Source organism: Tardiphaga sp. P4_G1 (assembly GCF_056401215.1).
In genome coordinates this window covers 24,125-36,841 of sequence record NZ_JBFUJU010000007.1, presented here as the reverse complement: position 1 = coordinate 36,841, position 12,717 = coordinate 24,125, and the positions used below count along the sequence as shown (strand labels likewise).

General features: G+C 61.3%; 10 protein-coding genes. 6 read left to right on the top strand and 4 right to left on the bottom strand.

Annotated elements, in window-relative coordinates; genetic code table 11:
• Positions 1-154: 154 nt before the first annotated feature.
• The 4 genes from AC1DUY_RS17695 to hutI form a co-directional block, all read right to left on the bottom strand.
• On the bottom strand, positions 155-1,036 hold the full coding sequence (locus tag AC1DUY_RS17695; RefSeq protein WP_441228459.1) for a LysR family transcriptional regulator: 882 nt from the start codon (positions 1,034-1,036) through the stop codon (positions 155-157).
• A gap of 152 nt (positions 1,037-1,188) precedes the next feature.
• Entirely contained in the window at positions 1,189-1,758 is a 570-nt protein-coding gene (locus AC1DUY_RS17690) for a HutD/Ves family protein (protein WP_478115938.1), read from the bottom strand.
• 9 nt (positions 1,759-1,767) lie between these two features.
• Positions 1,768-3,441: a urocanate hydratase gene (gene hutU, locus AC1DUY_RS17685; RefSeq protein WP_478115936.1), complete on the bottom strand. Its 1,674-nt coding sequence runs from the start codon at positions 3,439-3,441 to the stop codon at positions 1,768-1,770.
• A 12-nt stretch (positions 3,442-3,453) separates the two neighbouring features.
• A complete protein-coding gene (gene hutI, locus AC1DUY_RS17680) occupies positions 3,454-4,683 on the bottom strand; it encodes an imidazolonepropionase (protein ID WP_478115934.1) in 1,230 nt (409 codons plus the stop codon).
• 95 nt (positions 4,684-4,778) lie between these two features.
• On the opposite strand from hutI, the gene AC1DUY_RS17675 reads away from it, so the two are divergent.
• The 6 genes from AC1DUY_RS17675 (at position 4,779) to AC1DUY_RS17650 (ending at position 12,574) form a co-directional block, all read left to right on the top strand.
• Complete coding sequence (locus AC1DUY_RS17675; protein ID WP_478115932.1) at positions 4,779-6,158, top strand: formimidoylglutamate deiminase; 1,380 nt, start codon at positions 4,779-4,781, stop codon at positions 6,156-6,158.
• Positions 6,158-6,922 carry a histidine utilization repressor gene (gene hutC, locus AC1DUY_RS17670; protein WP_439073405.1) on the top strand — a complete coding sequence of 255 codons (765 nt, stop codon included), beginning with the start codon at positions 6,158-6,160 and terminating at the stop codon, positions 6,920-6,922. The genes AC1DUY_RS17675 and hutC overlap by 1 nt, the downstream gene beginning before the upstream one ends.
• A 118-nt stretch (positions 6,923-7,040) precedes the next feature.
• A complete protein-coding gene (locus tag AC1DUY_RS17665) occupies positions 7,041-7,985 on the top strand; it encodes an ABC transporter substrate-binding protein (RefSeq protein WP_120288197.1) in 945 nt (314 codons plus the stop codon).
• A 130-nt stretch (positions 7,986-8,115) separates the two neighbouring features.
• The gene (locus AC1DUY_RS17660) at positions 8,116-8,889 is read left to right on the top strand and encodes an ABC transporter permease (RefSeq protein WP_478115929.1); all 774 of its coding nucleotides are present in this window, start codon (positions 8,116-8,118) and stop codon (positions 8,887-8,889) included.
• Positions 8,886-9,671, top strand: coding sequence for an ABC transporter ATP-binding protein (locus AC1DUY_RS17655; protein WP_478115927.1), 786 nt, complete (start codon positions 8,886-8,888; stop codon positions 9,669-9,671). Before AC1DUY_RS17660 ends, AC1DUY_RS17655 begins: the two co-directional genes overlap by 4 nt.
• A gap of 269 nt (positions 9,672-9,940) precedes the next feature.
• Positions 9,941-12,574 (top strand): EAL domain-containing protein, encoded by a 2,634-nt coding sequence (locus tag AC1DUY_RS17650; RefSeq protein WP_478115925.1) that lies wholly within the window; start codon positions 9,941-9,943, stop codon positions 12,572-12,574.
• Positions 12,575-12,717: the final 143 nt, after the last annotated feature.

Here is a 12,717-nt window from a genome sequence, read left to right as displayed (position 1 = left end):
CGATTGCCGGGCTCGGGGCTGCACAGGTTTCCTTTCCGCGCGGCGAGCATATTCCGTGGCCAGGTTCAGCAGTCGTTCGCGAACCACGGGGTCATCAATCTCCCGCGCCAGCTTTTCGCAGCGCTCGGCCTGCTCTCTGAAATATGCGGCTTCGCTAGGCAACTTTGTCGTTTTCCATGGGCAGTGCGGGGCGCAGGAACATCGCCGAGAGCTGATCCTTGATTTCCAGGACACGCGGCGATGTCATACCCGGGCGAATGCAGAGCAGCGCTTTGATGGTCGGAAGCTCCGGCAAGTAATAGTCCCTGGCCCAGACCAGTCCCGGCGGAATGATCCGGCTGGGAACAGCCGTCAGTCCGATGCCGGCTTCGACGGCGGCTTTCTTCGCGCTGTAGTCCTGACTGCTGAAGGCAATCCGATAGGAAAGGCCATGCCGCGTGAGCGTATGAATCATCCAGTCGTCATTGGTCCAGGTGACGATTGGGATCGGTGCGCCGGGGCTGAGCACGAATGATTTCGAGCGAACCCATGCCAGCCGATCCTCGGATTCATCGACAATGAGCGGAGCCAGATCGGGACTGATTTCTCCCCGCTGGAAAAAACACCCGACGTCGATATGGCCGTCGATCAATGCTGTCGCAATCTCGGTGGACATTCCGGCATGGATATGGATGTCATTGAGGTTGCTCAGGCTCTGCTCGGCGACGAAGCGCTGCGCGAGGACAACGCTCAGGCCCAAACGAAGCCGGTCGACATGATTATCGGCTCCGCCGAGCGCAAGCACCTGATCGTTGGCCTCGATGATCTTGCGCGCCTGCGCAAGCACCAGCTTGCCGAGATCGGTCGGACAACTTCCGTTCGGCGTCTTGCTGAACAGCGAACCGCCAACAAGTTGTTCGAGGCGCTTGATCTGCGAACTCACCGCGGGCTGACTCAACCCCAATTGCTCCGCAGCCTTGGTCAAGCTACCCGTTTCTGAAATGGCAACGACGGTACGAACAATTTCAATCGGAATATTGAGATGCCGCTTGTGCATTTGAATATCCAGCCTCGCAATTGCGCCATGAGTCGGACCAAGGGGTGTCGCGATTCTCTACCAATCATATAGGCGTAATCACTCTTGGTTATATATTTGATTTGGATGGCATTTCCGGAATTTATGGCGTCATCAAAATCAGTGTGTGGCGGCTATCTACCGAATTCGATGATGACTACACGCGCCGTCGCATCGGACTCAATCGCGACAGGTGCTGATCCTTGTTCCACAAGCAGCCCATCATGCGTCGACAGGCTGTCGACGGTCGATGCCGACCGTACGGTCGCAGTGCCATGCTCAACGAACAGAAACGCTTGTGCAGAAACTATAAAATCCTGACGTTTCATGACGTTGATGCGTCTCACATGCTGTGAGACGATCCCGCGCCTGCTCATCACATTCAAATCTGTAATGGAACCGTCGATCAGTGTCGCTGACGTTTGCTGATCGCCCGGGAAGGAATGGATCGTACTGCGATCAATGCGCACAAATGTGCTGCCGTGGACATTGAGGTCGATGCCGGCACCATCGATGACCAGAAGTGTACGATCAATCCCGGGAAATGACGAGAACGGTCCGTCGCTCGTCACCTGCGCCATACTGACGCGCCAGTCGAAATCGTCCAGCTTTGCATTCGCCGGGAAGATCGCAATCTCCGTGGTCGATCCCAGCCCGTTCTTCCAGGGCATCACCTTGTAGTTCGCGGCGCGCAGGATCTGCATGCGCCGCACTCAGCCCTTGGCGTGCAGCGATGGCAGATTGAGGTGATGTTCCTCGGCGCAGTCGATGGCTTCCTCATAGCCTGCATCCGCGTGGCGCATCACGCCGGTGGCCGGATCGTTCCACAACACGCGTTCGAGGCGCTTGGCCGCTTCCGGCGTGCCGTCGGCGACGATGACCATGCCGGAATGCTGCGAGAAGCCCATGCCGACGCCGCCGCCGTGATGCAGCGACACCCAGGTTGCGCCAGATGCGCAGTTGAGCAGCGCATTGAGCAGCGGCCAGTCGGAGACGGCATCGGAGCCGTCCTTCATGGCTTCGGTTTCACGGTTCGGGCTGGCCACCGAACCGGAGTCCAGATGATCCCTGCCAATCACGATCGGCGCCTTCAACTCGCCCGACGCCACCATCTCGTTGAAAGCGAGGCCGAGGCGATGACGATCGCCGAGGCCGACCCAGCAGATGCGCGCCGGCAGGCCTTGAAACTGGATGCGCTCGCGCGCCATGTCGAGCCAGTTCACCAGCGCCTTGTTATGTCCGAGAATTTCTTTCACCTTGGCATCGGTCTTGTAGATGTCCTCGGGATCGCCGGAGAGCGCGGCCCAGCGGAATGGACCGATGCCGCGGCAGAATAGCGGGCGGATGTAAGCGGGGACGAAGCCGGGGAAGTCGAACGCGTTGTCGACGCCTTCTTCCTTCGCCATCTGGCGGATGTTGTTGCCGTAATCGACCGTCGGCACGCCCATCTCGTGAAAGTCCAGCATGGCGCGGACGTGCTCGCTCATCGATTTGCGCGAGGCCTTCTCGACGGATTGCGGATCGGTGGCGCGCTTGGCTTCCCATTCCGAGAGCGTCCAGCCCTTCGGGAGATAGCCGTTGACCGGATCATGCGCCGAGGTCTGGTCGGTGACGATGTCCGGCTTGACGCCGCGGCGGACCAGTTCAGGGAAGATGTCGGCAGCGTTGCCGAGCACGCCGACCGAGATCGGCTTCTTCTCTCTGTTGGCCTTCTCGATGATCGCCAATGCATCATCGAGATCCTTCGCCTGTACGTCGAGATAACGGCTCTTCAAGCGCATCTCGATGCGGCTCGGTTGACACTCCACCGCGAGGCACGACGCGCCGGCCATGGTCGCCGCCAGCGTTTGCGCGCCGCCCATGCCGCCGAGGCCGGCGGTGAGAATCCATTTGCCGGAGAGATCGCCATTATAGTGTTGCCGTCCGGCCTCGACGAAGGTCTCGTAGGTGCCCTGCACGATGCCCTGCGAGCCGATATAGATCCACGAGCCGGCCGTCATCTGGCCATACATCATCAAGCCCTTGCGATCGAGGTCGTTGAAGTGCTCCCAGGTGGCCCAGCGCGGCACGAGATTGGAATTGGCGATCAGCACGCGCGGCGCATCCGCATGCGTCTTGAACACGCCGACTGGCTTGCCGGATTGCACCAGCAGCGTCTCATCGGCATTGAGTTCACGGAGCGATTTGGCGATCTGGTCGAAGGCTTCCCAGTTACGTGCGGCGCGGCCGATGCCGCCATAGACCACGAGCTCGTTCGGGTTTTCGGCCACTTCCGGATCGAGATTGTTCATCAGCATGCGCAGCGGCGCTTCGGTGAGCCAGTCCTTGGCGGAGAGTTCAGTGCCGCGCGGGCTGCGTACGATGCGGCTGTTCTTGCTGCGATCCATGATAACTCGTCCTTACTTGGAAGCTGTTGCGCTCGTTCGGCCGCGCCAGACGCGGGCGTGAAGCGGATTGAAGCCGACGCGGTAGACCAGCTCGGCGGGGTGTTCGATGTCCCAGATGGCGAGATCGCAGGCCTTGCCTGGCTCCAGCGTGCCGACTTCGCTCAGCCTGCCCAGCGCCCGCGCGCCTTCGCGCGTCACGCCGAGCAGGCATTCATCCACGGTCATGCGGAACAGTGTCGCGCCCATGTTCATGGTCAGCAGCAGCGAGGTCAGCGGCGACGTGCCGGGATTGCTGTCGGTGGCCAGCGCCAGATGCGTGCCGTGCTTGCGAAACAGCGCGATCGGCGGCGCCTGGGTTTCGCGCAGGGTGTAGTAAGCACCCGGCAATACCACCGCGACGGTGCCGGCCTTGGTCAGCGCGACGACGCCGTCTTCGTCCGTATGTTCGAGGTGATCGGCGGAGAGCGCGTTATGCTCGGCGGCGAGCTTCGCGCCATGCAGGTTCGAGAGCTGGTCGGCATGCAGCTTGACCGGCAGGCCGTGGGCCTTGGCGGCCGCAAACACCCGCGCTGTCTGCTCCGGCGAAAACGCGATGCCCTCGCAGAAAGCGTCGACGGCGTCGGCGAGCTTCAGTTCGGCAATCGCCGGCAGCATCTCGGCGATGAGCGTGTCGATATATGCATCCTTGTCGCCATTTGCTTCCGGCGGCATCGCATGCGCGCCAAGAAATGAGGTGACGACTGACACGTCGCGCTCACGGCCGAGCTGGCGTGCCGCTGTGAGGCAGCGGATCTCGGTCTCCTTGTCTAGGCCGTAGCCCGACTTGATCTCGATGGTCGTGACGCCTTCGGCGAGCAGATGATCGAGCCGCTTCAATCCGCTGGCGACGAGCTGCGCCTCGCTGGCCGCACGCGTCGCCTTCATGCTCGAGGCGATGCCGCCGCCGGCGCGTGAAATGTCCTCATAGCTCGCGCCCTCGAGCCGCATCGCGAATTCACTGGCGCGGTTGCCGCCATAGATCAGATGGGTGTGGCAATCGACCAGCCCCGGCGTGATCCAGCGACCCTCGCAATCGATCCGTGTCTTGGCATCGGCATCCGGCGGCAGGTCTGACGCAGAACCAGCGTAAGCAATCCGGCCATCCTTTGCTGCGATGCACCCGTCCTCCACAATCCCGAGGCCGGGCGTGCCGGGCGCCATGGTGGCAAGGTGTGCATTGGTCCAGATGGTATCGAAGGTCATGACGGACTGCCGTAAATTCGGGACGTCGTATGTCTATACATAATCAGCGGCCTCGCTTATTGTCGAGCGTCTTTTGAATGCAACAGGCAATCGCTATGGGCACGCAACGTGCTGCAAAAAGGCTGTTCTTCGCGCACGCGCTGCTGCCGTCAGGCTGGGCGCGCGACGTCGTTGTCGCAATCGAGAATGGCACCATCACGGCCGTTGCCGCGAATTCGAGCAGCGCTGACGCTGAAATCATCAGCGGCGTGGCGCTGCCCGGATTGCCCAATCTGCACAGCCATGCGTTCCAGCGCGGCATGGCCGGCCTCACCGAAATCCGCGGCGCCACCCAAGACAGTTTCTGGACCTGGCGGCAGTTGATGTATCGCTTCATCGATACGCTGACGCCTGACGATGTCGAAGCCATCGCGGCTTTCGCCTATGCCGAGATGCTGGAAGCCGGTTTTACCTCAGTCGCGGAATTCCACTATCTGCATCACGACGAGACCGGCGCGCCCTATGCGAATCTCGCGGAGATGGGTACGCGCATCGCGGCGGCATCCAGCGAGACCGGCATCGGCCTGACGCTGCTGCCGTCCTTCTACAATTTCAGCGGCTTTGGCGGCGCGCCGTCGATCCATGGTCAGCGCCGTTTCGTCAATGATCCCGCGCGCTTTCTGGCGCTGCTGGAGAAATCGCGTGAAGCGATCAAGTCGGTCAATGACGCCGTTATCGGCATCGCGCCGCATTCGTTGCGCGCGATCACGCCGGAGACGTTGAATGACGTCCTCAAGGCGGTGCCGGATGGACCGATTCACATTCACGTCGCCGAACAGACCAAAGAGGTCGAGGACTGCATCGCCTGGTCCGGCCAGCGCCCGGTGGCGTGGCTGCTCGATCACATGCCGGTCGACAGGCGCTGGGTGCTGATCCATGCGACCCATATGACCGATGCAGAAACCGTCGGTGTCGCGAAGACAGGCGCCGTCATCGGCCTGTGCCCGCTCACCGAAGCCAGTCTCGGCGACGGCATCTTTGAAGGCCCGCGCTTCATCGATGCCAGCGGCGTCTTCGGCGTCGGCAGCGACTCCAATATCGAGATCACCGCGCCGGGCGAACTCAAGCAGCTCGAATACAGCCAGCGTCTGGCCTATCGCGTCCGCAATGCCGTGGCGCGCCATGAGGGCGAGTCCACTGGCCGTGCGCTCTATGAACATGCGCTGGTCGGCGGCGCGCAGGCCTCGGGCCGCGCCATCGGTGCACTTGCGGTCGGCAAGCGTGCGGATATTGTCGTGCTGGACACCGCGCATCCCGATCTCTGTGCCGTCACCGGCGACCGCTGGCTCGATACCATGACCTTTGTCGCCGGCAAGTCGGCGATCTCCGACGTCTTCGTCGGCGGCAGGCAGGTCGTCAACGGCGGTCGCCACATCAAGCGCGCATCCATCACCGAACGCTATCGGCGCGTCGTGCAGCGGCTGGCGACACTCTGATGGCGACAGCGCGCGTATCAAAATCGGCAAATGGCAAAGCGCAGGCCGCGCCGCAGGCGCTGTATCAGCGCATCCGTGCCGATCTCGAAGAGAAGATCCTCTCCGGCCGCTGGCCGCCCGGCTATCGCATTCCATTCGAGCATGAGCTGGTCGAGAGCTATAATTGTTCGCGGATGACAGTGAACAAGGTGCTGTCTGGCCTCGCAGCCGCCGGCGTCATCGAACGCAAGCGCCGCGTCGGCAGTTTTGTCGCTAAGCCGCTGGTGCAGTCCGCGGTGCTGCATATTCCGGATATCCAGGCCGAGATCGCCAAGCGCGGCGAGGCTTATGCTTATGAGTTGCTCACGCGCAAACGGCGCAAGGCGACCAAGGACGATCTCGAACGTCTCGGCATCGACAAGAGCTGCGATGTGCTGGTGTTAAGCTGTCGGCACATTGCCAAAGGCAGGCCTTTCGCGCTGGAGGAGCGCCTGATCAATCTCGACGTGGTGCCGCCCGCGTCTGAAATCGATTTCACGCGCGTGCCGCCCGGTACCTGGCTGCTTGGTCACGTGCCGTGGAATGAGGCTGAACACCGGATTACGGCAAGTCTCGCCGACGATGTCGCCTTGAAGGCATTGACGCTGAAGAAGCCGGCCGCCTGTCTCGTGGTCGAGCGCCGCACCTGGCGCAAGAACAAGATCATCACATCGGTGCGCGTCACCTATCCGAACGATCTGTATCAGCTCACCGCGCGCTTCACGCCGACGGGGCTGCGATCATGAGGACGATATGAATCATCTGCATGAATCATCTGCCGCAGGCCGTCTGCGGAAATTGACTCTGGCAATCCGCCATGTTGCCATGCAGTATCATTCTAAATCTGGCTGAGGAGAGTGCGTTATGAAGTTGATTGGAGTTTCCGTCGCCGCCATGCTCGCGGCTCTCGTTGCGACCCCGGCTGCGGCACAGACCAAGGTCACCATCGCCATTTCCGGCTGGACGGGTTTTGCGCCGCTGACGCTGGCGAAGGAAGCCGGCATCTTCGCGAAGAACGGACTCGACGTCACCATCAAGAAGGTGCCGCAAGCCAGCCGCCATCTCGCCATCGCCTCGGGCGACGTGCAATGCGCCGCCACCACGGTCGAGACCTGGGTGGTGTGGAATGCCAATGGCGTCGCCACCACGCAGCTGTTCCAGCTCGACAAGTCCTATGGCGCCGACGGCATGGCCGTGCGCGCCGGCACCGCATCGATCAAGGACCTGAAGGGCAAGACGGTTGCCGCGTCGGCTCCGGGCACCGCGCCCTATTTCACGCTCGCCTGGTTCCTGAAAAAGAACGGCCTCAGCGTGAAGGACGTCTCCGTCGTCAACATGGAGCCGGGTCCGGCGGCGCAGGCCTTCATCGCCGGCCAGAACGATGCGGCGATGACCTATGAGCCGTATCTGTCGGCCGTGCGCGAGAAGCCGGAAGCCGGCAAGATCATCGCCACCACGCTCGACTATCCGATGATCATGGACACCTTCGGCTGCACGCCGAAATTCATCGCCGATAACGAAGGTGCCGTGAAGGCGTTGGCCAAGAGCTATTTCGAAGCCGTCGCGATGATCAAGGCCGACCAGGCCAAGTCCTACGAGATCATGGGCGCCGACGTGAAGCAGACCGGCGAGAAGTTCGGCGCCTCCGCGCAGTATCTGCGCTGGCAGGATCAGGAGGCGAACAAGAAGTTCTTCGCCGGCGAGCATCAGGCGTTCTCGAAGGAAGCGGCCGAGCTGCTGCTCGAGATCGGCGTGATCAAGGAAATCCCGGATCTGACGAAGCTCGCCGATCCGCGCTTCATTCAGTAAATCTCCGCCGTCGCTTCCGTCATTGCGAGGAGCGAAGCGACGCGGCAATCCAGCTCTTACTTAAGGAAGACTGGATTGCTTCGTCGCAAGAGCTCCTCGCAATGACGGTCATGAGCATCGAATACGCAGCATGAAACCACTCGCCCCCATCTCATCCACCGCGCGCGTGGTGCTCGGCATATCGTTCTTTGTGCTGTTCGTTGCCGCGTGGTCCTATGCGACCTTCGGCGGCTTCGTTTCCAAGACCTTCCTCGCCAATCCGTGGAACATGCTGCAGGACGGCTGGTTTCTGCTGGTGAAGCAGGGCTTCCTGCACGATATCGGCATGACCATCTGGCGCGTGATCGGCGGCTTCGTGCTGGCGGCGCTGTTCGCGGTGCCGATCGGCATTCTGATGGGCGCCTACAAGCCGATCGAAGCCTTTCTCGAACCCTTCGTCTCCTTTGCGCGCTATCTGCCAGCCTCTGCCTTCATTCCGCTGCTGATCCTGTGGGCTGGCATCGGCGAATTGCAGAAGCTGCTGGTGATTTTTATCGGCTCGGTGTTCCAGCTCATCCTGATGGTCGCCGTCAGTGTCGGCAGCGTGCGCCGCGATCTCGTCGAGGCATCGCTGACGCTCGGCGCGCGCGACGCCGGCGTGCTGAAGCGCGTGCTGATTCCATCCGCCGCGCCGGAGATCGCGGAAATTCTCCGTCTCGTGCTCGGCTGGGCCTGGACCTATGTCATCGTCGCCGAACTGATCGGTTCGTCCTCGGGCATCGGCCACATGATCATCGACAGCCAGGCGCTGCTGGCCACTGGCCAGATCATTTTCGGCATCATCGTCATCGGCATCATCGGTTTGATTTCGGACTACGCGTTCAAGGCTGCGAACCGGCGCTTGTTTCCGTGGAGCATCATTTGAGCAAGCTCGTCATCGACAACGTCTCGCGGGTTTTTCCTGCCGTGCGCGGCGGCACGCCGACGCGTGCGCTGGAGCCGACCAATCTGTCCGTCGCGGACAATGACTTCGTCACGATCCTCGGACCAAGTGGTTGCGGCAAGTCCACGCTGCTGCGCATGGTCGCCGGGCTGGATACGCCGACCACCGGCCGCATTCTGCTCGACGGCAAGGCCATCACCGGTCCGGGCGCGGATCGCGGCATGGTGTTCCAGTCCTACACGCTGTTTCCCTGGCTGACTGTCTCCGAGAACATCTCCTTCGGTTTGCGCGAGCGCGGCGTCTCGCAACGTGAACGCACGCGCATTGCCGGCGAGTGGCTGGAGAAGGTGGGCCTCACCAGTTTCGCCAATCATTTCCCGAAGCAACTCTCCGGCGGCATGCAGCAGCGCACGGCCATTGCGCGCGCGCTCGCCAACGATCCGAAAATCCTGCTGCTCGACGAGCCATTCGGCGCGCTCGACAACCAGACCCGCGCCCTGATGCAGGAATTGCTGCTCGGCATCTGGGAGCGCGAGCGCAAGACAGTGATCTTCGTCACCCACGATATCGAGGAAGCGGTGTTCTTGGCGTCGCGCACCGTGGTGATGTCGGCGCGTCCCGGTCGCATCAAGGCCGATATCGCGGTCGATCTGCCGCATCCGCGGCACTACACAATCAAGACCAGCCCGGCTTTTTCCGATCTCAAAGCGCGGCTCACGGAAGAAATCCGTGTCGAGGCCGTGCTCGCGGCTGAGGCCCACTGAGATTCTCAGGCCGCATCAGCGGCGTCAGGATACCGCTTAAGTAGCGCGCGATCTATCGAAGGTTGCGTCGTTGCTTGCGTGTCCTGCTGTGGCTGCGTGGTTTTATCCGAACCTTAAGTACGTTCGCGGCCGCCGGGAACTCGGGCGCCGCGCAAAACAATTTGGCGACGTCTCGCACATACGATTGCACCACCGCGGCTGAAAGCCGGTGATCGGATCATTTCAACGACGGTCCGATGGTTTGAGCAAAGTAATTGCGAGTTGCGTTTATGACGTTGGTGCATGTCGAGAAGAGTGATGCGGCCAGGACGCTCCTCGCCGGGCTGGAGCAGGCCATCGATGCTGTCGTGATGATCGACAGCACGAATAGCGTGACCCATTTCAACGCCGCCGCCGAACGGTTGTGGGGCTATGAGCGCGATGAAGTGCTCGGGCGAAATATCAGCTTTCTGGTGCCGATGGCCATCAGGTCGCAGCATGACGGATACATCGCCGCGAACCGCGCGACTGGCGTCAATCGCATCGTCGGTCATAGCCGCGAGGTGAAAATCGAACGCAAGGACGGCAGCGAGATCTGGGGATCGTTGTCGATGTCGCGGGTCGAGGTGAATGGCGAGATCACCTATATGGGCTTCGTCCGCGATGTGACGGAGGAGGCGAAGCGCAGGGACGAAATTATCCCGCTGGCTCTCGTGGTCGACAAGACGAAACGCGCTATCTACATTGCGGGTCGCGACGCACGGATCTGCTATGTGAATGGCGCTTTCACCGGCATGTTCGGCTACGCGCTGGATGAGGCGACGGGACTGATCCCCGAAGAATTCCTCGTCGGCGCATATACCAGCCAGGCGACGCTTGCATATCTGGACCGGCAGATCAGAACGGAAGGTTCTGCTGAAGACGAAATTCTCCTTTACGACAAAGCCGGCAACGAGGTCTGGGTCTCGGTTGCCTTGAATGCGATTCATGGCGCGGATGGAAAAATCCAGCACCTCGTCGCATTGATGACCGATATCACCGAGAGCAAGCAGCTTCAGTCGCTGCAGCATCACATCCTTGAAGCGCTGGCCGATGAGCAGCCGCTGCTCGACGTGATGGAGAATCTTTGCCGGAAGGTGGAGCAGATCGCGCCCGATGTCGTCTGTTCGGTGCTACATGTCGATTCCGTGGGACTGCTGCATCCTTTGGGAGGACCAAGCCTTCCGGCAGGTTATGCGCAGGCGCTGGACGGCGTTGCCATCGGACCGGATGTAGGCTCCTGCGGGACCGCGGCCTTTCGCGGCGAGCCTGTTCTGGTCACCGATATCGAAAACGATCCTCTCTGGCTGCCATACAACAGCGCGCCGCTGGCTTCCGGTCTGAAGGCTTGTTGGTCGATGCCGATCAAGACCAAGGATGGGCGCGTCATCGGCACGTTCGCATTCTACTTCAGGGAATGTCGCAGACCCAGCCGCTTGCATCACGGCATCGTCGATGCCTGTGTCCATCTCGCCGCGGTCGCCATCGAGCGTGAGGAAGCGCGCAACGAAATCTCGAGGCTTGCTTATTTCGATGCGCTCACCGGTCTGCCGAACCGGACCCATATGCGCCAGCTGATGGAGCGCGCCGTCGCGGAATGCTCCGCAGATGCGCAGATGGCGCTGATATTTCTCGACCTGGATCACTTCAAGGACGTCAACGACACGCTGGGGCATGCCGTCGGCGATGACTTGCTGGTCGCCGTCACACAGCGGCTTCATCAGCACATCCGACCCGGCGATATCCTGAGTCGTCAGGGCGGCGATGAATTCATCATCCTGATGCCGAACTGTATCGCGGCAGACGCCTCCCGCATCGCGGGCCGTCTCACCGAGGCGCTGTCGGTTCCGCTGCAGCTCGGCGGCCATCAGGTGCCGATTTCTGCCAGCGCCGGCATCAGCATGTTTCCGGACAATGCCCGCGATCTCGATAGTCTGCTGAAATATGCCGATGCGGCAATGTACAAGGCCAAGCAAGCCGGTCGCTCCACACATCGGTTTTTCAGCAACGACATGGACCGCGTGAGTGATGAGCGCCTTCGTCTCAGCGCCGCTTTGCGCCACGCGCTTGCACAAGGCGGCCTGCGGTTGCACTACCAGCCGCAGATCCGCGCGAGCAGCGGCGATCTGTACGGTGTCGAGGCATTGGCGCGCTGGCATGATCCCGTATTGGGCGATGTGTCACCAGCGAAGTTTATTCCGCTCGCGGAGGAATGCGGCCTCATCGAGCAGATCGGTGTCTGGTCGCTGCGCGAGGCGTGCAGGCAGATTGCGGCGTGGCAAAAGGCAGGGCTCGATGTGCCTTGCGTCTCGGTCAACCTGTCGCCGATCAATTTTCTGAATCCAGGATTGCCGGCGTTGATTTCCGACATCATCGCGGAAAACGGGCTGGCGCCGAACCGGCTGATGCTCGAAGTCACCGAGGGCGCGGTGATGAGCGAACACACGGCCGCGATCGAGATCATGAAGCAGATCCGTGCGGCCGGCATCGGATTGTCGATGGATGATTTCGGCACGGGCTATTCGAGCTTGAGTCGCCTGGCGCATTTGCCGGTGCGCGAGCTGAAGATCGATCGCAGCTTCATGCGCGGTATCGAGACCGAGGTCTGTGCTCTGGCGATCACCACCGCCATCGTGTGCGTCGGGCAGAGCCTCAACATGACGGTCGTGGCCGAAGGCGTCGAGACCGAAGAGCAGCGCAGGATTCTCGCCGGGCTCGGCTGTGACGTCATTCAGGGGTTCCTGTATTCGCCCGCACTGTCCGCATTCGATCTCGAAGCCTGGCTGGTGGCCCGCCAAGCTGAACGCTGGGCGGCGCTGGTCGTCGAGCGCCGGGCCGAAGCTTCGCAAGAGGACATACGGCCGGGTGCGCTTGCAGCCATATAATCTTGAGAAGTCGACGATCGTCGTTAACGCGTTATTAACGACATCCGGTATTCCGGTCCCTCGATATGAGATCGAACGAACTTCTTAGCTACTGGAGTTCGAATACACTCGTACCTGCGAATGACATTGCCGTTGTAACGAAG